The organism is Aliiglaciecola aliphaticivorans (assembly GCF_054782055.1).
Genome location: NZ_BAAGTF010000018.1, coordinates 14,815 through 37,407, shown reverse-complemented (window position 1 = coordinate 37,407; position 22,593 = coordinate 14,815). Strand labels below are relative to the sequence as shown.

Here is a 22,593-nt window from a genome sequence, read left to right as displayed (position 1 = left end):
GAATGATTATTCCTTTAAATGAGATCGCTCCTGAAACATTACAAAACCTAGTGGAAGCCTTTGTTCTTCAAGAGGGCACAGATTATGGTGAAATGGAATACGACCTCGAGCAGAAAGTAAATCACGTGATGATGCAGCTCAAGTCAGGTCAGGCATTTGTGCAATATTCTGAATTACACGAAAGCGTAAATATTGTAAGTAAAGACCAAATTGAGACCTAGCCTGTAGGTGGGTGCTTTAGCCCGGCGTAAATTCTGCAAAGCTATAAAATTCACGGCCTAAAGACCGTGCTACAGATGCCTGCTATTGCATTGCTTCGTTGTCTGTAGGCGGGTGCTTTAGTCCCGCGCAAATTTTGCAAACCTGGAAAATCCATGGCCTAAAGACCATGCTACAGGTGTGTTGATTGGGTTTTACATTCATGGCCTAAAGACCATGCTACAGGTGTGTTGGTTGGGTTTCACATCCACGGCCTAAAGACCATGCTACAGGTGAGTTGATTGGGTTTCACATTCACGGCCTAAAGACCATGCTACAGGTGTGTTGGTTGGGTTTTACATTCATGGCCTAAAGACCATGCTACAGGTGCGTTGATTGGGTTTACATTCATGGCCTAAAGACCATGCTACAGGTGTGTTGATTGGGTTTACATTCATGGCCTAAAGACCATGCTACAGGTGTATTGATTGGGTTTTACATTCATGGCCTGAAGACCATGCTACAGGTGTGTTGGTTGGGTTTATATACACGGGCCGAAGCCCGTGCTATGCATTATTGGGTAAATGTCACGGAAAATGTCATTGGTACGGTTAAACCAATGCTTTTTAATCCAGCCAGTTCTTGTAATTTAGCGACGCCAGGGTCTAAATCATGGCTTGCCGCTTTAATTAAAACTGGCTCAACGGTTGTTCCGTGGAAATTGCCGTCTTGATCTTTACTGACGCTTAATGCAACTTTGTATGCTGCAGATTTTCCTTTGATTGTAATCTCACTATCGAGTGTCACCATTTCTGTTGTGCCAGGGCTCATCTCCATGACAGATTTGGGTATTTGCGCGGTAATTACTGCTTCGGGCGTGCTTTTCACATCAAAAAGATATGTCTGCATTCTTTCGTTGCGAATGGGAATATTGGTTTCCACTGAACTCAGGTGCACGGCCGCTTTGAGTTGGCCTGAGTCACTAAGTTGGCCCGATAATTTAGTGAATTGATGAATTTCGCTAATGTGCTCGTTTTTAGTCGAAATGAAACTCAGGGTAGATGAATCATTATCGAGGGTCCAACTTGCATGGGCGAATGCACCGAATGTTGCACAGCAAACGGCTAAACTTATTAGACTATGTTTTCTCATTTACGATTCCTTATTTATATTCGACGATTTTTTGCCAGTTTACTTTATGATCCCCTAACACTACGAAGTCTGGATTGTCAGTCGTATCTCGTCGGTTATAAGTAAGTGGTTGGAATTCAGCTGAAAGTACGCTACCACCTGCTTCTTCAACAATACATTGGGAAGCGCCTGTATCCCATTCACCCGTTACCCCAACACGTAAAAATACGTCTGCTTTCCCCTCGGCAATAAAACAGGCTTTAAGAGAACAACTTCCTAGGGGGAGTGTTTGATATGAACGCGCATCGCTCATATGGTTCATTATTCTTTCACGGGGTTGGCGGCGGCTAATGGCTATCATCACCACGTCGGTTTCGGGCTCTTCAAATTTACGGACATGGATCTGTTTATTATTTTCTAGGGAGCAAGACTTATAAGCTCCATGTCCTTTGCTGGCAAAATACAGCGTTTCACCAGCGGGCCAGTATATCACCCCCAAAGCAGGTTCATTGTTTTCAATTAACGCTATGTTGACGGCAAAGTCACCACTGCGAGCAATAAACTCTTGGGTTCCATCAATAGGGTCGATTAACCAATAACGTTGCCAATGTTGACGACTGGATAAGTCACCATTATTGCTTTCCTCTGACATGATGGGAATCTCAGGGGTTTGCTTTTGCAGTATGTCCATGATGATTTCATTGGCTTTATAATCAGCTGAAGTCACTGGGGATTCATCTGCTTTTTCGTAAGCTTTAAAATCGCCACTATCATAGATCTTCAACACTTCTTCGCCTGCGGTTTTAGCCGCAAACTTTGCAATGTCTAACAAATTTTGTCGAGGGTCTACTGCCATTATTTTTCCTCTGATGAATTTTGCGCCAAATACTTTTGTACCAAAAACAATGCTGCAATGCAGCGCGCTTCAATGAAATCTTCACGTGCCAACAATGTGTCTATATCATGAATAGACCACGGAATAACCTCTAAAGGTTCAGGTTCATCGCCTTCTAATCTGCATTCATATAAGTCTTGGGCCAATAAAATATTCATTTTGGCATCAAAAAATGTTGGCGCCATACTCACAGTATGGATCTCTTTTAACGAGTTTGCCCCATATCCAGCTTCTTCTTTTAATTCTCTGTTACCGGCTTCAAGGGGAGACTCACCAGGATCAATTAAACCTTTAGGAAAACCTAATTGATATGAATGTGTGCCTGCGGCATATTCTCGAATGAGCAAAATGGTTTCAGGATCTATGAAAGGGACAATCATCACTGCGCCACTACCAGAACCGGCCATTCTTTCAAATTGGCGTGTAGCACCATTGGAAAATTCAAGATCAATACGTTCGACTCGAAATAAACCGCTCTTTGCGACGATTTCTCGTTGATGGATTTGGGGCAGAGTTTTGTTCGGGTCTATTTTATTCATTTACCTATCACGTTAAACTAACGGCAGTTTCCATGATATGGATGCTGCACTTTTACTACTATTTTGTCTTACTTTAACTCATGGATAACCGACTTGCCAATGTTGCCCTGGAACCAAATTAAAACTGTCTTACTCGATATGGATGGAACGTTACTCGACTTACACTTCGACAACCATTTTTGGATGGAAGTCGTGCCGCAAAAGATAGCACATAAAAAAGCCATCAGTCTCGAAAAAGCAAAAGAATATATTCACTTAGAGTATCAAAAAGTCATGGGCACAATAAATTGGTATTGCCTCGATTATTGGGCGCAAAAGTTGGATATGGATATTATGGAGTCAAAACGCCAAATTAAACATTTAATCAGTATGCGTGAAGATACTTTGCCATTTCTAGATGCGCTGCATAGTAGCGGCAGACAAGTTGTGTTGGTAACCAATGCACACCCTGGCAGCTTGTCCCTTAAAATTGAACAGACGCAATTAGACAGTCATATCGACACCTTAATTTCTACCCATGAGTTTGGGGTAACGAAAGAATCCCAGCTATTATGGCAAAAACTACAGAAACGCTTAGGGTTTGATGCAAAGAGTACCTTGTTTGTTGATGACAGTGTGCCGATTTTACACGCTGCTAAAGAGTTCGGAATTGCGCATTTGTTGGCTGTGGAAAACCCCGATAGCCAAGGTGAAATTCGTAAAAGTGAGGAATTTTCGGGTATACAAGACTACCGATTCTTGATTGAAGATATTAAAAACAATCCAATCATGTAATTTGCGGGTGATACCCGGCGCAGTAGCTAAGGAAAACTGAGTTTCCTTAGCTATCTATAGTTTTAACTTATAAAACCCTTGCTTATCTGGTCGGCCAAAAAACTGTGCTGCGTCCCGAACCTGCTTGGGTAAAGTATTTTCGGGTTTGAACTGGCCATTTAATTTCACTTTGAAGTTTTTGGGGATCCGCGCATCAGCGGTTAAGTTAAATACATTAGGCGGCGTGATTTTGACTAATATATCATCTTCAATACAACTTAAATCTGCTGTGAAGTTCCCTAAACTCAAAGGTTCATTCAGGCCCACAAGTCCTTCTAGCCGAGCATTTAACCATTGACCATTGCCCGATAGGTCGACACATTTCCCCGCGTAGTCTAAATTAGTTATGGCCACTTTGAAGCGGCCTCCTGCATTTACAGGTATGGGTAAAGGGACTTGAGCAATTGCCATGTCGGCTGGTAAATAAACCGCTAAGTTAGAAGATTGCACATGATTTGGATCAAATAGATCAAGACTGACAAGCCCTTTAATTGAGACTTTGTCATTTGCACGTATATCACCACCGTCAATGTCTAACGTCAATTGACCCACTAGTAAGTCCCAAAATGAAACTTGCCAGCTAACATCTTCAATAGTTAGGTTATTTGCACTAATTCTGCTTGCTGAAGCATTCCAAATGGTTCCTCGAACCCCTTCAATACTTAAATCGTTGGATTGATTCACGCGGTAAATAACTTGGCTAGCGGGTAACTTAATAATAAGCAAAACCAAATAGGCTAGAATCCCTAAAAGGCTCCATTTAACAACTTGCTTCATGATTTTCCTAACTGCAAACTTCTGACTTTTACCATGCCTGATACGTTGGCTTCCGCCAAATCAACGTTGATAATGCGTATACCGAGGTTTTCTAAGCTTTGTAACCAACTTAGTACGTCGTTAAAGGGAGCTTGATCGACCCATACTTTTAATTCATCGCCTTGGGGCTGCATTCTTGATATGGCAATATTCACTCGCCCTGCGCTTTTGTTCACCGCTTGTGGAAGAGAACCTGTAAAGACTGTCGCTGCGCCATTGCCGCTGCGCATTTGGATAGCGCGATTGGCATTTTGTTTAAACCAAAGTAGATCCGTTTGTTTAGTGGCAACTAACTTACTCTGGGTTTCTAATGATTTATCAATGGGGGCCCAGACTATGTAATAAAACAGAAAAATTATTAGCAATACCCCTGACACTGCCACTAATATTCTTTCGCGCTCAGATAGCTGATTAAATTTATCCAATAAATCTTGCATATCAGCTCCTTATGGATAACGAACCAATGACTTGGTCGTCTTTATTGTTAATTGCACCTTGCTCTACTTCGAAGCCTTTATCCTGAGCTAAGCGTTTAAACTCTTCTAAAGCTTCAAAATTGTTGGCCACGGCCTGCAGCCGTAACTCTGAGCGGGCGCTGTCGAAACGAATGGTTTGCGGTTTAACCTGGCTACTTTGGAAGGCTTCAGTAAGTTGTGACATCATGGCCAGCATTGAAGCCTGTCCACCACCGTTGTTTAGCTTTTTCAGTTCCCTTTCCATTGCTAAGCGAATTCGAGTTGGCTTAGGTTGACTGGGGAAGGCTTTAGCAAATTGTTCATGCATTTGTTTGGTTAGATCGGCGCTTTGTTGTTTCAATTGATTCACTTGCAAGCCTTTATCGACCAAAGTCACTAATAAAGCAATAACCGCTAATACTGCAGCAACACGCCACTGACGCCATTGACTGCGGCTTTGTTGTTTAGCTTTAAATTCGCCTTGTAATAGGTTGAACGACGTGTTCAGGGCACCGGTTGCCAGCAGTTGCATGGGTAAATCCAGTTGCTGCTCGATTTGTTCAACGTTGGCCAAATGAGAAATATCTAAATCACTGTGATTAGCTACTTTTAAAGGGGTCGTTTGTTGTTTGGCGAAATGCTCGGTGGCTTGTAACAACCAACTTGCTTCGCCTTGTAAACCTTGCCATTGATCCTGACGTATGATGGCTTGCTGACCAAGGGTGACTAAGCTCCACGCATCTTCTACATAGGGAAGAGCTAGTACATCGGGGAGCATTTTATTGCAATATAAGCCTGCTTCTTTGATGGCCTGTATCCAGTCTTGCATCTTGTCCCGGCTTACTACCGCAACCGCTTGCATATTGCCGTCTTTTTCCCCTAAGGCAAAAAATTGCTCGCTAATTTCCATACTCAAATCTTCTTCGAGCATATATGGTATTGCCGCTAGCGCTTTTCGCGATGCTTTGGCGGGCATAGCTACCCATTTTAGCAAAAAGTCACAACCAGGAACCAAGGCGGTAATAGGACGCTTACCTGCGCGTTCGGACAAAGATTTAAGTTGCTCCGCGTTATCTAGCACGCCAGAAGCAATAATCTCATGCTCTTGACCTGACCAAACTAACCAATTTACCGGGTCATGTGTGGTTGAACCTAGGCGAATAACCAGATGTTCCATTAAAGTACTCCTCCAAATTCTCGTCGTATGACGGTTATTTGGTCGTTATTTTCTACTTTCAGTAGGGAAGACATAGCAAATGTGGCGTTATTGTAACGGGTCTTGGTATGTAATAGAAAGTATTCTGTTTTTACATCAAACCAACTTTGTTGTTGATCGGTTAATGTGTGATTAGTAAATAGTGTTTCAGCTAAAAAATCTTGTACGTTTTGGTAGCCATCTGGTTCACGATTACTAATAAGGCTTTGTATGTCTGAAATTGGTGCGCCAGTTAATGCTGCCAGCACAGGAGCTTGCTCTTCGGTGATGGTATTCACATTAATTTTCATTTCGGAAACATTGGGAATAACACAGATCATCGGCAACAGTTCTGTAATCCATTGGGGTTTAACGCCGTTAACCAATCTAATTTCCGATTTACTGACCATTAAGTTGTTTGCGGCTAAGTAAGGATTTACTAACGCAGCGTAATCGGCATCTTCAGCACCGCTTTGGGACATGTTGTCATCTTGGTCTAGCCAATCAATTAACGAGTCTCTAACGACTTCTACAGAATAGTTGTCTAGTTCTGGAACCGTACTGGTAAGTAAACGCTCAAAAGCCAAAGCTTCTTCAGGCGCAGAATTAATATCACCACTGGTGTTACCCCGTAAGGTCCTTTTTACTTCGCTATTGCTATCGTTATTATTGTCGTTGTTGTTGTCATTATTATTGTTGTCACTTTGACTGCCCCCCTGTTGGACTCGATTTACTGAATCAATGGCGTTTAGATTTAAACAGGTTTGCATGTCGGTTAGTTGAGCTTGTATCCCGCCCCCCTCTAGAGGAAACGTAAACTCTTCAGACCAACCTCCTTCCAACGAGACCACATCGGAATTGGACTCTAACAATAGGCGGACAGATTTGATGGCATATTGTTCCGCTCCCATTGCGTACCAAAAGGCCTGATTATTATCTTTAATATTGGTGGCACGCGTCACTTGTAGTTGTAATCTAGAGCCCATTTCGGTGGCAATAATGGCGACCAATGCGACAATCATCAACACTATGATTAGTGCGACACCTTGCTGCCTCTGTTGATTCAAAAGCCTAGTATTCACGAGTCTGCGCTACTCATTAAAAATTGCCGTTGAATCACTCCGAATTCCTGGCTGGTAATCGTTAGTTTGATAGCTACAGGAAGCGTGTCTTGCGCGAAATTGTCATCCCAGCTTTCCGAATCACTAGCATCTTCGCCAGCATTTAATAAAAACTGAATTTCAAAGTCCTCAACGTTATTTAATAACACCCTGACTTTGGGCTCAAACCCAACCACGTTGTCGACGTAATTACCAAACAAACGCTCTAATTTTCCCTCTTGTAGGCGATAAGCTACGCTTTGCAAGGTACTGCGTTGCAACATTAGTTGCGGGTTTTGCCAACCTGTTCGAACAAAAGCAATGCCGTCAGCTTCGCTCTCCAACAAGTTCTTTTCGCCTCGCATGACTTGGGTGTTTTCTTGGCCGTCAATACGCACTGCCCTTGGCACGGCTTGCAGCATATCTCTTTCAATGGTGAGCATGGCTCTTTGCAATGTTTGTAGCTTTTCAAAACGATTTTCAGACAGCTCATCACTATCGATTACCGCGGTCATTACGCTGGTGGAAGCAATGCCAATCAGGGTGAAGATTGCAACCGCAATCATAATTTCAATAAGGGTGAAGCCCTGCTGTTTGTTCCTTATCATCTTATGGTGCTCTTGGGTTGCGCCATGTAAGTGGTCACACTGGTGATTGTGCGTTCGAAGTTTTCATCCTTACCCACAATAATTTCAACGCCGATTAAAGTCTCATCGGGTGTGGCTAATAACTTCTGTTGCCAATACCAGGTGGTGCCAGCCATTTTTTCTTCGCCCTTTAAGTTATCCTTTAACGGCCAAGTGTTTTCAATGTTGATTTGGGTCAGACGGTTATTCGCGACCCAAGTGGCAAACGTAATATCTTCTATTTGGCTAACACCATTTAAGTGGTCTGTGGCCGATTTCATGATGGCGGTACCCGTGATCGCAAATATTAAAAGCGCCAACATAACCTCTAGCAGGGTAAATCCTAGCTGACTGGTGTTATGTTTCATATGTCACTGTCCAAAGGCCCGAGTCTTTCTATGGGCACAGAGTCATAGGAATTTAATTTAAAATACACAGGGTCATCAGTAGAAAAGTCAGGTTCGTACATCATCGTCAGACTAAAGGGGGTTACGTCGCCACTGGATAACAACATGATTTGTGGAGGCGGTAGCTTTTTCTCTTCTTCTTCATTGCCAATGTCAACGCGGTCTTCTTCGAACGACAGGGATTCATCAAAAATGCCGTCACTAAATAAATTGCTTTCTTCCACCCAAGGTAAATCGTCTAACTCTAATTCCAGAGCATAAGGTTGGGGAAGTTGATAACGGCCAAATGCCTGCTGCCCTTCTAATAACTGCCAATTTTGCTCGTCATCTAACCACATAAATATGTATTCAGCGGTTTCTGGTTCAATGCGTATACCAATTTCTTGTTGGTTTAATACTGCAAAATCAGATGCCATATCGACAACAATTTGGAAGCGTTTAGCCTGTTTTTCCAATTCTTCAGACGGGGTGGGAGCAAAGTTATTAAACGAGATGACACTGATGACAATTCCCATAATTGCTAGCACCGCCATGATCTCGATGAGAGTAAATCCTGAATGGTACTTTGCTGACCGTGCTCGCATTATGGGTAACTCAATGGTTAGTTAAGGTAATCGCCAAGATTCCAGTTACCAATATCGTCTTCCGTACCTGGTTCGCCATCAGGGCCATTTGAGAAAACATCGATTACGCCTAATTCACCCGGACTAACCAGTTGATATGGGTTATCCCAAGGATCATTAGGAAGACGATTGATGTAGCCGCCAGTAGGATAGTTACGTGGAATTGGATCTATGGTAGGTTCACTCACTAAGGCTTCTAAACCTTGTTCTGTGGTTGGAAAGCGGTTATTACTCAATTTATAACGGGTTAATGCACTTTCTAATGATTGGATATCAATAGCCGCCGCTTTTCGTTGAGCTTCTTCTTGATTACCCAGTATTTGCGGCGCCACTAAACCTGCCATGATTCCAATAATCAATAACACCACCATTACCTCAATTAAGGTAAAACCAGACTGTCTAGGGTTGTTCTTTTTCATTACATATTCACCATATTATTAAGCGCTAAAATTGGTTGTAGGATAGCCAGTACAATAAACAATACAATTGCTGCCATACTAACAATCAAAATCGGTTCGAAAACTTTTAAAGAGACACCCACAAGGGCTTCAAATTCCCTATCTTGGTTATCTGCTGCTCGTTTTAACATTTGTTGAAGCTCACCGCTTCTTTCACCTGATGCAATCATGTGCATCATCATTGGTGGAAACATTTTGGTTTTTTCTAATGCACCGCGTAAGCTAGAACCTTCTTTTACCTTCACTGCGGCCTCTGCCACAGCTTCCCTGATGTGCAAGTTCTCAAGTACATCACCGGCAATGCGCATGGCTTCCAACAAAGGGACCGCACTTGCGGTGAGAATGCTCAAAGTGCTGGCAAAGCGCGCCGTGTTCAGGCCTTTGGATACTTTTCCAATCAGTGGTACTTGCAAAATAAACTTGTGATAACGCTTTTTCATCAGCGGCTGTTGGAGTATTCGTTTAATTACAATGGCCAGTACAACTATTAGTATCATTGCAATCAAACCATAACTCTGCAACCAGGTACTTACAGAGATTAAGATGCTGGTAATGGCTGGAAGTTCCTGTCCCATGTTGTCAAATTGGCCTACGATTTTCGGAACAACCACAGTTAACAAGAGGAAAATAATACCAAAGGCAAAAAATAACATGATAGCTGGGTATACCAACGCTTGGGTGATTTGGCTGCGCGTACGTTGACTTTTCTCGGTGTAATCCGCCAGTCGATTCAGTACTGTGTCTAAATGTCCTGATTTTTCACCTGCCGCAACCATTGCTCGAAATAACTCATCGAACACTTGCGGAAACTCACCCATTGCATCGGCAAGTGAATGGCCTTCGACCACTTTACTGCGAACCGCCATCATCATATTTTTATGGCGGGGCTTTTCACATTGTTCAGCAACGGCTAAAAGCGCTTCTTCAATGGGCAAGGCTGACTCAACCAAGGTGGCTATTTGGCGTGTTAAAAGGGCAAGATCACTGGCGGATATTCCCCGCGTAAATAAAGTGAAACGGTTTTTATTGTCACGTTGTTGCTGTTCAGTTACCTGCTCAACTTCTAGGGGAATAAGCTCTAATTCTCGCAGTTGTTGACGAATATGCCGAGCATTATCCCCTTCTAAAACACCACTTTTGTTGCGACCAGATTGACTTATCGCTTTGTAAGCATAGGCGGCCACGACTAATCCTCTCGGGTAACACGCAGTACTTCTTCTAAGGACGTAAATCCTAGCAGTACTTTGTTACAGCCATCTTCGCGAATACTTGGGGTGTTTTTACGAACGTGTTTTTCTATAGCTTGCTCACCATGACCATTGTGCATTATGTCACGAGTTTCCTCATCAACAACGAGCAATTCATGGATACCTGTTCGACCGCGATAGCCGGTCTGATTGCACGCTGCGCAGCCTTTAGGGCTGTATATTTCTTGGCTGTTGATGGCATGATCTAAGCCCAGGATTTGACATTCAGCTTCGCTTGGCAGGTGGGGAGTTTTGCAATCTGCACATAGGGTTCTTACCAGGCGCTGAGATAAAACAGCCAATAAACTAGAAGACAACAAGAAGGGTTCTATTCCCATATCTTCTAGTCGAGTTATCGCACCCGCTGCAGTATTGGTGTGTAATGTGGACAATACCAAGTGCCCCGTTAAACTGGCTTGTACACCAATTTGCGCAGTCTCAAGATCACGGATTTCGCCGATCATAACCACATCAGGATCTTGTCGTAATATAGCACGTAAGCCTCGTGCAAATGTCATGTCGACGCGAGGATTAACCTGAGTTTGGCCAATACCTTGTAAATCGAATTCTATGGGATCTTCAACCGTCAATATATTACGGTCTTTAGAGTTTATTTCACTCAACCCGGCATACAAGGTGGTGCTTTTACCTGAACCCGTTGGGCCGGTCACTAAGATAATGCCATGGGGTTTTCGAATTAAAGTGGAGAAGATTTCGCGGTTTTTTAAAGTCATGCCCAAATCTGTTAGATTTAGGCGTGCATTATTTTTATCTAATAAACGTAAAACCACACGTTCGCCATGACTTGAAGGCATGGTCGAAACCCGCACATCGACTGCACGACCGGCGATCCTGAGGGTGATTCTGCCATCCTGAGGAACGCGTTTCTCGGCGATATCTAACTTTGCCATCACTTTTATACGAGAAACTAACATGGAAGAAAGTTTACGGTTTGGTCGCAGTATTTCTCGTAAAACGCCATCTACCCGAAAACGCACAATCAATTGGTTTTCAAAGGTTTCAATATGAATGTCTGACGCACCTTCTTTAATTGCTTCACTTAACATTGCATTGATTAATTTGATGATCGGTGCATCATCTTCGTTTTCTAATAAGTCTTCGGTGTCAGGTAGCTCTTCGGCTAAGGCAAATAAATCGCTTTCATTGCCAATATCTTCCATTAACTGCTTGGCTGCAGAGGAGTCTCGTTGAAAAGCGTTGGTTAACAGATTTTCAAATTGCTCGTCGGCAATTTCTCTTAATTGAAAATCAGCCTGCAGGAATCGTCGAACTTCAATAAAAATAGAAAAGTCGGTCATAGCCGTATGGTATAAAACCGCCGGCTGCTCACCTGTGTCTAGTAACACCTTGTGTCGTTTGGCAAAGCTAAACGCTAATTGTTTATGCTGCTCAGTTTGTTCTTCTTGAGCTGTCTCTGGTGCTAACATTAAGTCAGCGTCAGGGCTCGACTGTTCTATATTGAGCTCGGCATTATCAGCTGTTTCAATACTCATTAGTTTTCGCTTTCCTGCTCTTTTTCTAACAAATACTGGTCAAAGGTCGGCGGCAAGGCTAACTCATCATCCCAAGCCGGCAACACAGGCGTCTCTTGTGTGGGCATTAATGGAATTCCTGCTGCACTGCGCTTCAATTGTTGTGCGCGAATATAGTTGTATTTTTTGTGACTGATACTGTTCATTGTAGCACCATCGCGAACGATGGTCGGGCGTATAAATACCATCAAGTTTCGTTTTGTCGTGCTGGTGGTCGTTGACTTAAATAAGTTACCTAAGAATGGAATATCCCCGAGAATAGGTACCTTTGAAACACTTTCTTGAACTTGATCATCAATTAAGCCACCCAAAACAATAGTGCCGCCATCATCCACAATTACCGTGGTTTTGATTTCACGTTTGTTAATCGCTATATCAACTGAAGTTGCGCCACTCACGCTGGACACTTCTTGCTCAATTAGTAATTGTACCGCGTCACCTTCATTAATCTGCGGGGTAACTTTAAGTTTGATACCCACTTCTTGACGTTCAACGGTTTGGAAAGGGTTAGCGTTATTTGAGCCGGTAGAAGAGCCCGTAATAATCGGAACTTCTTGACCGACGATAAAGAAGGCTTCTTCATTGTCTAGCGTGGTTAAATGCGGTGTCGATAACACATTGGAGTTGGTATCCGTACTAACCGCTTGTAATACCGCTCCCCAACCATCTTTGACCACACCAACTAGCAAACCGTTTAGGCCGCCAAGCAAAGATGCTAATGAGGTAAAATCGCCAGAGGTGACTGAATCGTAAGAGTAGGGGTCACCATCGTCGTCGAAACCTGTTGTGGTGGTAGTTTGGTCTTCAGCTTCATCTGCAGCTACTGCTAAAGAGCCTATACCAACCACACCGTTGGTAAATTGTTGACCACCTCCGTCTTCACTTGCCCATTGCACACCTAAGGTCGTTCCGTCACCCTCATATACTTCAACAATAATGGCTTCAACGGTGACCTGGGCGCGACGAATATCTAGCTGTCGTATGACTTCTTCTAACGAACGCATCATGTCAGGTTCTGCGGTAATCACTAGGGCATTAGAGTCTGGATGGGCATCAATACTCACTTCTCGGTTATTTGACGAGCTACTGCGGGTGTTGGCGCTTGTCTGTCCGCCTTTTTCTTCCGCTTGAATACTCGCACTGACGCCCTGCAGTACTTTAACTAAATCTTCCGCTTTGGCGTAGTTAACAAAAATGACTCGAGTATTACCACTGGTTTCCAGTTCCTGATCCATTTTAGTGATTAAATCAATGAGGCGTTTACGGCCCTTGTTATCGCCAGATACAATAACGCTGTTGGTACGGTCATCGGCAACAAGGCGAGGCTCAGATTTACCCGTTGTTTGGGCTTTAGTCGATGATTTATTGATGTTTTCAACAATTCTTACCATCTCTGATGCCGATGCATATTTTAGTTTAATAATTTCAACTTCTTCATCACCAGCCTGATCGACACGCTCGATGATTTCCACCAAACGGTTCACAACCGCAGCTCGGCCTGTCAACATCATTACGTTTGAAGGATCATGACTCACTACGTTACCGCCGCCGGCTTGATCGTTTAATTGTCGAAGAATGGGCGCAAGCTCTCGCACAGGTACATTATATACTGGGACCACACGGGTGATCATTTCATCGCCATCAAAAGGTGTTCCTTGAATCACCGGAATGTTTGATGTTTTTGCGTCTTTGGCTCTGACAACTTTTAAAATGCCGTTGGGCATTTCTACCACAGCAAAATCGTATACTTGTAATACGTTTAGGAAAAATTGGTAATATTGTTCTTCATTCAAAAGATCATAGCTGCGTACGCTAATTTTGCCGCGGACATCAGGGCTTACGATAATAGTTTTTTGCAGGTTTTTACCGACAATATTTATAAATTCGGAGATTTCAGCATTTTTAAAATTGGGTGAATACTCTTTAGCTGATGCCATGGTAGACACCGTTAAAAACACTGCACACACTGCCAAACATAAGCCTCTAAATCTACTACGGCTTGTTTGCGTCATAGGGGTAATCCTCATATATCTTGTTCTTCTTCCCCTTCAGGGAAATCTAAATACAAAGTGAGAAGTTCCTCACTTCGACTAATTGTTAGTTGTAGCGAATCTGATTGATTTAACGCTGCCAAGGCCTCAATAGCCTGGTCAGGATCAGTCAAATCTAAGCCGTTTATCTCTGTAATCACATCGCCAACTTTAAACCCCGCACCTTTAAATAAGCTTGGATTTTTACCTGGTGCTATTTTATAACCAGCAATTGAACCACCTTGGCCTTGAACAGGCGAAACCATAAAATATTCTGTAAACCCGCTGGGATTACGGCGTATTTCGCGAGTCGTTTCCACCAAATCTGGCGTTAATTCAGTAAATTGTTCTTTATCGTCTATTGTATTGTTATTGGCCACTTCAACAGGGGCTTGATAAGCTTGGCTTTCTTTTGAGTATTCTAACCCGTCTAACATTAAGGTTTCACGTCTAGGGCCATTTTTAATAATTACCCTATCTGCAAAGACTTCAACTAAGCTTGCGTTTGTACCATCAATTTCGTCGTCAATGCCATAGGTATTTTGTGAACCACGGTTTTCAATAATGGCTGCACCAATGCCAGGCTCGTCAGTTTCGACGACACCGGTAAGGGTTAAGTTCAAACGAGTTTCAGGAGCCTCTGTGATTTCTTGTTTAACAGGCGTACTTTCTTTTGCTGTTAAATCGCCAAACAGGTTTAAACTTTTTAGTTGCGACAAACTCACCCGTGAACTTGAATTATTCGAATTATTACCTGTTTGACTCGTTTGAAAACTAGGTTTAGCTGTCGATTCCGGCTCAGGAATCAGCCGCCAAGTCATCTGTGCGAGAAAAGCCAAAAGATACAAAACTAACAAAATAACCACCAACAGATTAATCTGTGATTGATATTTGCTAATTTGCAGCCATATTTGACTTAAGTTTGTACTACTAAGGCTCATCTTTTACCACTTCTTGGTCGATTATTGTCGCTAAACGGGGACAATGATAACCAGTAGATTAGAGGGTCACAACTATTAAAGATTAACATTACCATATAATTACAGTTCAAAGGTTTTTAAGCTTACGCGCAATAGGCTCTATATATGAAGAATAAGACAGACAACAAAAACACTGAAATAGTTCGCTTGGATAAGTGGCTTTGGGCTGCACGGTTTTTTAAAACCCGATCTTTAGCTCGAGACATGGTGCAATCTGGCAAGGTGCAATATAATGGACAACGAGCAAAGGCCAGTCGAAGTGTCGAATTGGGTGCGACAATTGTGCTCCCTGCCGGATTCGATAGCAAGGAAGTAATTGTTGAAGGGTTAAGTGACAAACGAGTCAGTGCTCCCCAAGCTCAATTACTTTATGGGGAAACCGAAAAAAGTATCGCGCAACGTGAAAAAAATGCAGAAGCGCGAAAATTAAGCGCATTTCATAGTCCGCGACCTGAAAGTCGACCGGATAAAAAGCAACGTCGCAAAATTATTCAATTTAAACAGCAGTAAGAGAAAGTTATGTCCCATTTTGATCAGTTACATCGTTATGTCTTTACCAACGCCAATGTACGCGGTGAACTTGTCCAACTAGAAAACAGTTATCAAGAAATTCTGGATTCGCAGCAGTATCCTGCTGTTATTCAAAAGTTGCTCGGCGAACTAATGGCAGCGGCATCTCTTCTAACTGCAACCTTAAAGTTCAAAGGTGAAATTGCCCTGCAATTGCAAAGTGAAGGCTGTATCAAATATGCGGTAATCAATGGCACTCACGATCAAAAGTTACGTGGTGTGGCTAGGTGGGATAGTGATGTAAAAGAACTGCCTGCATCCCTTACCGATTTGTTACCTAAAGGTGTATTGGTAATTACCATTACCCCTGAAGAAGGGGAGCGCTATCAGGGAATAGTCGCTGTAGACAAGCCAACCTTATCTGAATGTCTTGAAGGGTACTTTAGCCAATCTGAGCAATTACCTACTAAGGTTATTTTAAAAACCTCTGCAAGTGATGGTGTAAATAGAGCGGGTGGTTTGTTTCTGCAGGTTTTACCCACAAGCAGCGAAATGACTAACGAATCTGAACATGAGGAATTCGCTCATTTAAGTACTATCAGCCAAACTATTACCGCAGAAGAGTTGTTAGGTTTACCCGCCACTGATGTATTGCACCGACTTTATCACCAGGAAGAAGTTGAACTTTATCCGCCTCAAGAGGTTAAATTCTCTTGTAGTTGCAGCAAAGAGCGAAGTGCCGCGGCAATCGCCAATGTTGATAAACAAGAGTTACTAAATATTGTCGCAGAAGATGGTGCTGTTAGATTGAATTGTCAGTACTGCCATAAAGAATACAGCTTCGATGCCGTAGATGTGGAATCTATCCATAACGGCGCATATGCAGCCCCAAAGCAAACGCAATAATTTGGTGCGGCTGCAAATCATCTGACCGTCGCCTAGACCAAAAGTAAAGCTGATAAAGTCCAAAGTATAGCTGCGCATGTGGCAGCTATGCTTGCGGGTATTATTTGCGACTTAACATGATCCATTAAATCACAACCTGTGGTCATCGCACTTAATATAGTTGTATCCGAAATAGGCGAACATTGATCACCGTATACACTACCATTCAACACAGTGGCGAAACAAATTGCCATGAAGATTTCTGGGTGAGCAACTCCTTGATTGATCCCAATTGCCCACGCCAACGGCATGGCTAAAGGGAATGCAATTGCGTATGTTCCCCAACTTGTACCAGTTGAAAATGCTATAATCATAGTTAAAATTTGAAGAATAATCGGTAATATCCAAAATGGTATTTGATGGTCAAGCAAATCGATCAAAAATAAACCGCCACCAATTTCTTTATTGATACCGCCAATGGTAATTGCTAATACCAACAATACAGAAGCAACAACCACAGATTTAAGGCCATTGCCGATACCACCAAGCAATTCGTCTAACGTCATTCCTTTTGCTAACGCCATGACACAAGACAAGCAAAGTGCTGTCGCGAATGCCCAATTCACTTTTGGCGAGCCTAAAGTAATAAACGTCAATACTGCGATAGAAATTAAAGTGACCAATGGCACTACAAATTCATAAACGCTAGGCGAATAATGGCTGGGAACTTCAGATTTTTGTACTCCTTGGTTCTTTATTGGATGAGCATCTTTAGCGTTGAGTCTGCCAGTATTGAGCGCCCGTAAACGGGCAATACGGATGCGGCTGCCGCAATGCCAGGTAACGTTGAAGCACAATAAGAGCGTACCCAATACCGCGAGAACTCCATAGAAGCTAAAAGGGATACTGGTGAAGAAAAAGCGGATACGATCAGATTCAGTCGCAAGAAAAGCGACTCCAGGTACAAATATTAAAGATTGCACATAAACTGGCCACGCATTAAAGGCTAAGACCGACGCAATAGGCGATGCCGTTGAATCGACAATATAGCTCATTTCTTCGTGGCTGACTTTTGCTTCATCGGCGAAAGGCTTAACTGTTGTTCCCACTAATACTGTGCTAATTGTTCCTCCTTGAAAAAAGAATACACCTAGTATCCAAGTAATCAATTTCGCCGATCGAGGTCCTTTCACAAAGTGTCGGGTCATCGCCTGAGCAAACGCTTGTGCGGCCCCTGTCCGAGTCCAAACACCCATTAAACCGCCAAGCAACCAAAGGTACAATAAAACAATAGTCGCAGCGCTATCTGAGGCGATACTAGGTAACAGGACTTTATCGGTAATATCATAACGGCCTAACATAACTGCGCCGATAATTATGCCCCCTAGTAGAGCTGGGATCGGTTGTTTGGTAAGCAAACATAATGCAATAGCAATAATAGCGGGTAATAACGACCAAATACCAAAATGGAACGCGGTTTTGAGCAACACCCGTTGTTGGTCGGGCATCTTTACCCATTGCTCTGATAACGCCGGCTTACCATATTGATCTAAAGCGCTTTGTCGCAGAGGAGAAAACTGGTAATTAACTATTTCCTTGACTTCAAACTCATGATTATTGATTTTGTAAACTAGTTCACCCGCAACATTTTTATAGGTTGGGTAAGAGTGTTGCTGTTCTACCCAATTGGGTGTGATTGAAGTATTGATATAAAACGCGCAGAACAAAGCCAGAATGAATAGATAAAGGGCGAATTTATTATAATGCATGAGGAATAAAACAACGGATATGTCTAGTTATGAATTAAATAAAGCCTATCACAGCAACATAATATCAAGACCTCACAAATTGCCTCCTAATCATAACTACAGGTTATAACTTGGAGGCTTATTTTGTGGTTTGCCTATTTAGCTATTTGCGTGTTTTTAACGATTAAGGTGCATTAAATAGTTTCGAGAAAAACAGACTGTTTAGAAATAGTTTTTCAGTACCATAAAAGTATCCACGAAAATTTGGGTCATCTGTAAATAAGATAACACTACCTTTGCCTTTTCTTTCTGCTACTAAGCTACTTTTTCCTGCTAATTGTTGTTGATTTTCAGCCGAAGCGTAACCACTCAATAATGACTTTTGCGTAATTTTTATCACACTGGCGTAGGGATTTTGCGGCGGTTCAAATGCTAAAAGACCGCTACGCTGACTGGCAATCTCTCGGCGAGTATATCCGTAACCCAATGGGTGACTAATATCTAAATCGCCAGCCATTACCGCGCCGCCGATAATACCTTGCGCCTTAACCATTGCCTTGGCCGAATAATCAATTCGCGGTTGTGAGGCCAATTTTCCCTTGCCAATCTCAGCCACTTTAATATCCAGTAAATTAATTCCTGCCCAGCGAGCACCGTCTCCAATGCCTACTAGTGAGCCACCCTTTCTCACCCAGGTCGAAATCTTCTCTTGTAACGAATTACTAATATCCGAATATTTTCCGTCCGCCATGACTAGGTGGGTATAGACTGATAAGTCAGCGCTAGTAAGTTTACTTTTGTCTATCAAAACAACAGGCATATGCATACGTTTGTCTAGTAAGTGCCAAACCTCACCAGCTTGATAAGGTGACATACCCGAGCCAATAACAAGTGCGACTTTTGGTAGAGTAACGGCATCTATACTATTACTGCCTAAATCCATGCCAATGCTGGTGGTGTGGGAACTGTTTAATGCATAGGTTGCTACGCCATCTTGAATGGCAGCCTGCTGCATTATTTTATACAAATTTTCGCTAGATAGATGTGAATTAGCACCTATGTGTTTGATCACCGGTACTATGACACTTCCCCGTCCAAATGATTGAAGACCTTTATCGGTTTGGGTCTTAAAAGGTGCAGTGGCAATTCGAGGTAGATATCCCTGCTGAAGTAGCGTATTGAGTACCTTCGGCGCGTTGTAGTGGCTCCAATCAAACACATAGGCAACACCCGCTTTACTTGGCGGTTGCTGTGCTGGAAACGCAACGGTAATTGCTGAGCCCGTTTTATATCTAGTGCGAGTGAGAGGTTCGAAGTCAATCCCAAAAGCAAGAGGCAATGTCCATCCAGAGACATCATAGAAGGTATTATTTTCAAACGTAGTTATCTTTGAAAATACGCCTTTAAGCATTCGGTAATTGTCTTGCTCTGACTCAACGATAAATGCTTCGTCTTTGCGATACGTTTTACCGTTCACTTCGTAATCTTTAGTAAGCGGTTTAACCTGGATTTTATTGCGAGTTAACAGTTGATTAAAATGGAACAATCTAACGGGATCTTCAGGGGCACTATAGATATATGCTTTAATGTCATCTTGCTTGGCCATTTTCACCGAGTTGCTCGCAAATTCTTGTTGAAATGCAAGCAAGGCTTGGCGCTTTTCACTGGCATTCTTGAGAAGAGCTAAAGCCACGTGGTAATAAGTGCGAATATTTTCTTCAAATGACAATATTCCTCTAGGTGTTTCGAGTAGGCCAGCCGAGCTTGCCTGTTCAAAAAGTATTCCTAAGCTGCCAAACAAATGAGGATATGTTGCGCCTTTTCCTAAATAAAAATTGTCATAAGATTCTTGATTAAAATAGAGCTGCGCTTCACTGTCTAAGAAGTCTCGCGGTCCCTGCACTACATCACTAAGTAGTTTCATGGCCTGCTTATTAATCAGAGGATGCACACGATCCGGTGCGCCAGGGTGAAAATAGAATGACTTGTATGAGCGCATTTCATGAAAGTCTGCAACTATGTTTGGTCGCCATTGATGGAACTTATTGACCCAACTTACTGGTTCAGGTTGTTGCTGTAACATCCATTGTCGATTTAAATCAAACCAGTAATGATTAGTTCTACCTGAGGGCCAAGGAGCGCCATGTAAAGCATGATTAGGATCGGTTATCGAAACATTGGATGAATATTGCCAATTCCATGTCGCCTCTCGGTTATTGCCATCTGGATTAAAGCTGGCAGTTAGCAGAATGACACTGTTTTGCAGTAAGTTATCAATCTCTTCTCCTTGCGCCGCAGCTAAATGATATGCAATGGGTAGCGCTGAATCTGTTGAGCTGACTTCGCCACCGTGCACACCAAAATTAATCCAGCTAATTACCGGCATATCTGCACTGATGGTGCTTTTCCCTTTGGGAGTTTGTATGGCCATATGGTTTGCTTGAATTTGCTGTAGGTTGGCCATGTTTTGTGGTGATGTTATTGTTAAAGTAACGATTGGTCGGTTTTCATTACTATAGCCAATTATTTCATATTTGACTCGCTCAGATTGCGCAGCTAACTGACGAAAGTAGGCCGTCATCATGTTGTTCTGAACCATCTTTTGGCCTAACCCATGACCGAGAAAATCTTCAGGTGTAGTGATACTAGGATCAAAAACCGCTGAAGGAGCGAAAAAGCCGTTAGCCTTAGGTGCAGCATTGACCGTATGACTAATAGAAGCGGCAAATAAAAGCACAACACTGACGAGCGCTAAAAAGAAGTTCTGCATGGTAATTTTACCTTGATACTGAAGATTGACGGATGGGTAGCCCTGCTAAGGTTTGATTAACAACACTTTGTTCAATGACAAGTTGGCCATTCACTATTAACCATTCTACTCCTTCGCTAAGTTCGGTAGGCTGCAAGTAGCTCGCTTTTTCTTGATAAGTCTCAGGATTAAATATGACGATATCGGCAATGTAACCTGCTTTTAATTCTCCTCTACCTGTTAATCCAAAGGATTTAGCGGCTAAATAACTACTGCGTTGAATAAACTCTTGGATGTTCAACCAGCCTTTTTCTTTCACATATTCACGGAACTTCTTCGGGAAAGTTCCATATTTTCGAGGATGGCCAGTACTGCCATCTGAAGATGTCATTACCCAAGGCTGCGTCATATAAGCTTTCATATCTTGTTCAGACATATTAAAACTAGCCACTCGAGCATTGCCCTGAAGAATAATTTGACGGGCTGCATCAATGGGCTCAACTTCCCATAAACTGGCTACTTCAGCTAGATTTTTTCCACGTATGTCAGGGCGTTTAGGATCACTAATAAGTAATGACTTTGCACCACCTCTGCGTCTTAAATTCTCTGCCATTTCTAATTTTAATGATGGCCACAAAGTGTCATCTTCCATTCGTGCAAGATATGCTTCTTTGCTACCTGCCATTATATATCTTGGCACCAAACTGCCGGCCACACTGGTACCTGATGCACGCCAAGGATATTGATCTGCAGTTACGTCTATGCCTTGTTGTCGAGCTTCATCTATTAATTGAATAACGGTTTCGCTTTTTCCCCACACGTCAACGCCCAACGATTTGATATGAGCAACGTGCACCGGAATATCAGCCTGTTGACCAATTTGGATAACTTCTTTAATCGCGTTAACTAGCCCGATGCTGTAACTACTTTCATCGCGAATATGGCTGTCATAGGCTCCGTTATATCGTGCTGCGACTTTTGCTAACTCTACCACTTCACTGGTCATCGCGTAGTTTCCGGGTACGTAGTAGAGGCCTGTAGAAAGTCCTAAGGCTCCAGCTTTCATTGCTTGTTCCACTAAGTCTTCCATTTGCTCAAGTTCAGCATCTGTTGGGATGCGATCTTCTATACCCATGACCGCTTTACGAATTGAACCGTGGCCTACATAGAGAGCTACATTCGTACCTATTCCTTGTTGCTCATATTGGTTAAACTTTGCTGCAACATCAACACTTCCACCACCATCGACATTGCAAAAAACTGTAGTTACACCTTGTGTGGTGTAGTTCATATTTGTATTTGGGGAGTCTTCACCAAAATCATTGCAGGCATGAGTATGAGTATCAATAAAGCCTGGCGCGATGATGTTATCACCGGCATCTATATTGTGTTTTGCAATAATATGCGCAGGCATTTCGTCGCTGATGAAAGATATATTGCCCTTATCAATGCCGATATAACCTGAAAAAGGGGGTTGCTCATTACCACTATAAATATTTTTACCTGTGATAATAATGTCGATTGATTCAGATTTTTGCGTGCAAGCGGCACAAGATGTGAGAGCTACAAATGTTATTGAAAAGAACCGCAGTCGCCAATTGTTATACATTTTATGGGGTACTCTATAGTGAAAAA

At 42.6% G+C, this 22,593-nt stretch carries 22 protein-coding genes; 4 read left to right on the top strand and 18 right to left on the bottom strand.

What is annotated here, in order from left to right; genetic code table 11:
- The first annotated feature begins 2 nt into the window (after positions 1 to 2).
- Positions 3 to 221, top strand: coding sequence for a YheU family protein (locus ACYVIL_RS09675; protein WP_303474741.1), 219 nt, complete (start codon positions 3 to 5; stop codon positions 219 to 221).
- Positions 222 to 771: 550 nt separating this feature from the next.
- Here the strand turns inward: ACYVIL_RS09675 and ACYVIL_RS09670 are convergent.
- Genes ACYVIL_RS09670 through nudE form a run of 3 tightly spaced genes read right to left on the bottom strand, consistent with a single transcriptional unit; the run spans position 772 to position 2,763 of the window.
- On the bottom strand, positions 772 to 1,350 hold the full coding sequence (locus tag ACYVIL_RS09670; protein WP_303474742.1) for a YceI family protein: 579 nt from the start codon (positions 1,348 to 1,350) through the stop codon (positions 772 to 774).
- Positions 1,351 to 1,360: 10 nt separating this feature from the next.
- A complete protein-coding gene (gene cysQ, locus ACYVIL_RS09665) occupies positions 1,361 to 2,185 on the bottom strand; it encodes a 3'(2'),5'-bisphosphate nucleotidase CysQ (RefSeq protein WP_303474743.1) in 825 nt (274 codons plus the stop codon).
- Positions 2,185 to 2,763: an ADP compounds hydrolase NudE gene (gene nudE / locus ACYVIL_RS09660; RefSeq protein ID WP_460312322.1), complete on the bottom strand. Its 579-nt coding sequence runs from the start codon at positions 2,761 to 2,763 to the stop codon at positions 2,185 to 2,187. Before nudE ends, cysQ begins: the two co-directional genes overlap by 1 nt.
- Before the next feature lie 93 nt (positions 2,764 to 2,856).
- Between nudE and yrfG the strand changes: the two genes are divergently transcribed.
- Entirely contained in the window at positions 2,857 to 3,537 is a 681-nt protein-coding gene (yrfG, locus tag ACYVIL_RS09655; protein ID WP_460312321.1) for a GMP/IMP nucleotidase, read from the top strand.
- 54 nt (positions 3,538 to 3,591) lie between these two features.
- Here yrfG and ACYVIL_RS09650 read toward each other — a convergent pair whose 3' ends face one another.
- The 12 genes from ACYVIL_RS09650 to gspC form a co-directional block, all read right to left on the bottom strand.
- Complete coding sequence (locus ACYVIL_RS09650; RefSeq protein WP_303474746.1) at positions 3,592 to 4,353, bottom strand: type II secretion system protein N; 762 nt, start codon at positions 4,351 to 4,353, stop codon at positions 3,592 to 3,594.
- Complete coding sequence (gspM, locus tag ACYVIL_RS09645) at positions 4,350 to 4,829, bottom strand: type II secretion system protein GspM (protein ID WP_460312320.1); 480 nt, start codon at positions 4,827 to 4,829, stop codon at positions 4,350 to 4,352. Before gspM ends, ACYVIL_RS09650 begins: the two co-directional genes overlap by 4 nt.
- A 1-nt stretch (position 4,830) precedes the next feature.
- Positions 4,831 to 6,024, bottom strand: coding sequence for a type II secretion system protein GspL (gene gspL / locus ACYVIL_RS09640; protein ID WP_460312319.1), 1,194 nt, complete (start codon positions 6,022 to 6,024; stop codon positions 4,831 to 4,833).
- Entirely contained in the window at positions 6,024 to 7,124 is a 1,101-nt protein-coding gene (gene gspK / locus ACYVIL_RS09635; protein ID WP_303474749.1) for a type II secretion system minor pseudopilin GspK, read from the bottom strand. Before gspK ends, gspL begins: the two co-directional genes overlap by 1 nt.
- Entirely contained in the window at positions 7,121 to 7,750 is a 630-nt protein-coding gene (gspJ, locus tag ACYVIL_RS09630) for a type II secretion system minor pseudopilin GspJ (protein ID WP_460312318.1), read from the bottom strand. The genes gspK and gspJ overlap by 4 nt, the downstream gene beginning before the upstream one ends.
- Complete coding sequence (gene gspI, locus ACYVIL_RS09625) at positions 7,747 to 8,136, bottom strand: type II secretion system minor pseudopilin GspI (RefSeq protein WP_303474751.1); 390 nt, start codon at positions 8,134 to 8,136, stop codon at positions 7,747 to 7,749. Before gspI ends, gspJ begins: the two co-directional genes overlap by 4 nt.
- Positions 8,133 to 8,759, bottom strand: coding sequence for a type II secretion system minor pseudopilin GspH (gene gspH / locus ACYVIL_RS09620; RefSeq protein ID WP_303474752.1), 627 nt, complete (start codon positions 8,757 to 8,759; stop codon positions 8,133 to 8,135). The genes gspI and gspH overlap by 4 nt, the downstream gene beginning before the upstream one ends.
- 17 nt (positions 8,760 to 8,776) lie before the next feature.
- Positions 8,777 to 9,217: a type II secretion system major pseudopilin GspG gene (gspG, locus tag ACYVIL_RS09615; RefSeq protein ID WP_460312317.1), complete on the bottom strand. Its 441-nt coding sequence runs from the start codon at positions 9,215 to 9,217 to the stop codon at positions 8,777 to 8,779.
- The gene (gene gspF / locus ACYVIL_RS09610) at positions 9,217 to 10,440 is read right to left on the bottom strand and encodes a type II secretion system inner membrane protein GspF (protein WP_303474754.1); all 1,224 of its coding nucleotides are present in this window, start codon (positions 10,438 to 10,440) and stop codon (positions 9,217 to 9,219) included. Before gspF ends, gspG begins: the two co-directional genes overlap by 1 nt.
- 2 nt (positions 10,441 to 10,442) lie before the next feature.
- On the bottom strand, positions 10,443 to 11,951 hold the full coding sequence (gene gspE / locus ACYVIL_RS09605; protein ID WP_303474772.1) for a type II secretion system ATPase GspE: 1,509 nt from the start codon (positions 11,949 to 11,951) through the stop codon (positions 10,443 to 10,445).
- Between the two features lie 65 nt (positions 11,952 to 12,016).
- Entirely contained in the window at positions 12,017 to 14,068 is a 2,052-nt protein-coding gene (gspD, locus tag ACYVIL_RS09600) for a type II secretion system secretin GspD (protein ID WP_303474755.1), read from the bottom strand.
- Positions 14,069 to 14,079: 11 nt separating this feature from the next.
- Positions 14,080 to 15,027, bottom strand: a complete 948-nt coding sequence (gene gspC, locus ACYVIL_RS09595; RefSeq protein WP_460312316.1) for a type II secretion system protein GspC — start codon at positions 15,025 to 15,027, stop codon at positions 14,080 to 14,082.
- 144 nt (positions 15,028 to 15,171) lie between these two features.
- Here gspC and hslR point away from each other — a divergent pair, with 144 nt between their 5' ends.
- Together hslR and hslO are read left to right on the top strand one after the other, a co-directional pair.
- Positions 15,172 to 15,576: a ribosome-associated heat shock protein Hsp15 gene (hslR, locus tag ACYVIL_RS09590; RefSeq protein ID WP_303474757.1), complete on the top strand. Its 405-nt coding sequence runs from the start codon at positions 15,172 to 15,174 to the stop codon at positions 15,574 to 15,576.
- A gap of 9 nt (positions 15,577 to 15,585) precedes the next feature.
- Complete coding sequence (hslO, locus tag ACYVIL_RS09585) at positions 15,586 to 16,482, top strand: Hsp33 family molecular chaperone HslO (protein ID WP_460312315.1); 897 nt, start codon at positions 15,586 to 15,588, stop codon at positions 16,480 to 16,482.
- 32 nt (positions 16,483 to 16,514) lie between these two features.
- Here the strand turns inward: hslO and ACYVIL_RS09580 are convergent, their stop codons facing one another.
- The 3 genes from ACYVIL_RS09580 to ACYVIL_RS09570 form a co-directional block, all read right to left on the bottom strand.
- Positions 16,515 to 18,230, bottom strand: coding sequence for a Na+/H+ antiporter NhaC family protein (locus ACYVIL_RS09580; RefSeq protein ID WP_460312314.1), 1,716 nt, complete (start codon positions 18,228 to 18,230; stop codon positions 16,515 to 16,517).
- A gap of 163 nt (positions 18,231 to 18,393) precedes the next feature.
- Entirely contained in the window at positions 18,394 to 20,979 is a 2,586-nt protein-coding gene (locus tag ACYVIL_RS09575; protein ID WP_460312313.1) for a M14 family zinc carboxypeptidase, read from the bottom strand.
- Positions 20,980 to 20,986: 7 nt separating this feature from the next.
- Entirely contained in the window at positions 20,987 to 22,567 is a 1,581-nt protein-coding gene (locus tag ACYVIL_RS09570) for an N-acyl-D-amino-acid deacylase family protein (RefSeq protein ID WP_460312312.1), read from the bottom strand.
- Between the last annotated feature and the right edge of the window lie 26 nt (positions 22,568 to 22,593).

Coding starts and splice junctions, on each gene's coding strand:
- ACYVIL_RS09675 (WP_303474741.1), top strand. CDS start 3: ATGATTATTCCTTTAAATGAGATCGCTCCTGAAACATTACAAAACCTA.
- ACYVIL_RS09670 (WP_303474742.1), bottom strand. CDS start 1,350: ATGAGAAAACATAGTCTAATAAGTTTAGCCGTTTGCTGTGCAACATTC.
- cysQ (WP_303474743.1), bottom strand. CDS start 2,185: ATGGCAGTAGACCCTCGACAAAATTTGTTAGACATTGCAAAGTTTGCG.
- nudE (WP_460312322.1), bottom strand. CDS start 2,763: ATGAATAAAATAGACCCGAACAAAACTCTGCCCCAAATCCATCAACGA.
- ACYVIL_RS09650 (WP_303474746.1), bottom strand. CDS start 4,353: ATGAAGCAAGTTGTTAAATGGAGCCTTTTAGGGATTCTAGCCTATTTG.
- gspM (WP_460312320.1), bottom strand. CDS start 4,829: ATGCAAGATTTATTGGATAAATTTAATCAGCTATCTGAGCGCGAAAGA.
- gspL (WP_460312319.1), bottom strand. CDS start 6,024: ATGGAACATCTGGTTATTCGCCTAGGTTCAACCACACATGACCCGGTA.
- gspJ (WP_460312318.1), bottom strand. CDS start 7,750: ATGATAAGGAACAAACAGCAGGGCTTCACCCTTATTGAAATTATGATT.
- gspI (WP_303474751.1), bottom strand. CDS start 8,136: ATGAAACATAACACCAGTCAGCTAGGATTTACCCTGCTAGAGGTTATG.
- gspH (WP_303474752.1), bottom strand. CDS start 8,759: ATGCGAGCACGGTCAGCAAAGTACCATTCAGGATTTACTCTCATCGAG.
- gspG (WP_460312317.1), bottom strand. CDS start 9,217: ATGAAAAAGAACAACCCTAGACAGTCTGGTTTTACCTTAATTGAGGTA.
- gspE (WP_303474772.1), bottom strand. CDS start 11,951: ATGTTAGCACCAGAGACAGCTCAAGAAGAACAAACTGAGCAGCATAAA.
- gspD (WP_303474755.1), bottom strand. CDS start 14,068: ATGACGCAAACAAGCCGTAGTAGATTTAGAGGCTTATGTTTGGCAGTG.
- gspC (WP_460312316.1), bottom strand. CDS start 15,027: ATGAGCCTTAGTAGTACAAACTTAAGTCAAATATGGCTGCAAATTAGC.
- hslR (WP_303474757.1), top strand. CDS start 15,172: ATGAAGAATAAGACAGACAACAAAAACACTGAAATAGTTCGCTTGGAT.
- hslO (WP_460312315.1), top strand. CDS start 15,586: ATGTCCCATTTTGATCAGTTACATCGTTATGTCTTTACCAACGCCAAT.
- ACYVIL_RS09580 (WP_460312314.1), bottom strand. CDS start 18,230: ATGCATTATAATAAATTCGCCCTTTATCTATTCATTCTGGCTTTGTTC.
- ACYVIL_RS09575 (WP_460312313.1), bottom strand. CDS start 20,979: ATGCAGAACTTCTTTTTAGCGCTCGTCAGTGTTGTGCTTTTATTTGCC.
- ACYVIL_RS09570 (WP_460312312.1), bottom strand. CDS start 22,567: ATGTATAACAATTGGCGACTGCGGTTCTTTTCAATAACATTTGTAGCT.